Origin of the sequence: Streptomyces sp. PU-14G, assembly GCF_041028275.1 — a bacterium.
In the GTDB taxonomy this organism is placed as follows: domain Bacteria; phylum Actinomycetota; class Actinomycetes; order Streptomycetales; family Streptomycetaceae; genus Streptomyces.
In genome coordinates this window covers 1-307 of the sequence record NZ_JASKYT010000800.1, presented here as the reverse complement: position 1 = coordinate 307, position 307 = coordinate 1, and the positions used below count along the sequence as shown (strand labels likewise).

1 pseudogene is annotated in these 307 nt (G+C 77.5%); it reads left to right on the top strand.

Annotated features, from left to right (window positions below):
• Positions 1 to 10: 10 nt before the first annotated feature.
• Positions 11 to 196, top strand: a pseudogene (locus tag AB8Z75_RS35340) (response regulator transcription factor); the annotation flags it as partial.
• Positions 197 to 307 lie beyond the last annotated feature (111 nt).

The window sequence follows — 307 nt, the reverse complement described above, 5'->3', positions numbered from 1 at the left end:
CCCGTAACCCCGCCGCCCCCGGCGGGGTTACGGGGGCGAACTCTCCCCGCGGGAGGCCGAGGTGGCGCGACTGGTCGCGCTCGGCCGTACCAACCGCCAGATCGCCGAGGTGCTGTTCCTGTCCCCGCGCACCGTCGAGCAGCACGTGGCGCGGGTGCTGCGCAAGCTGAACGTGGCCTCGCGCGCGCAGGTGGCCGCGTCACGCCCGGCGCACGGGCAGACGCACGACGACAGCGCGCCGTTCGGGAACGGGGGCGCGCCGTTCGAGAGCGGCGGCGCGCCGTTCGAGGGCGGCGGGGGGCCGTCC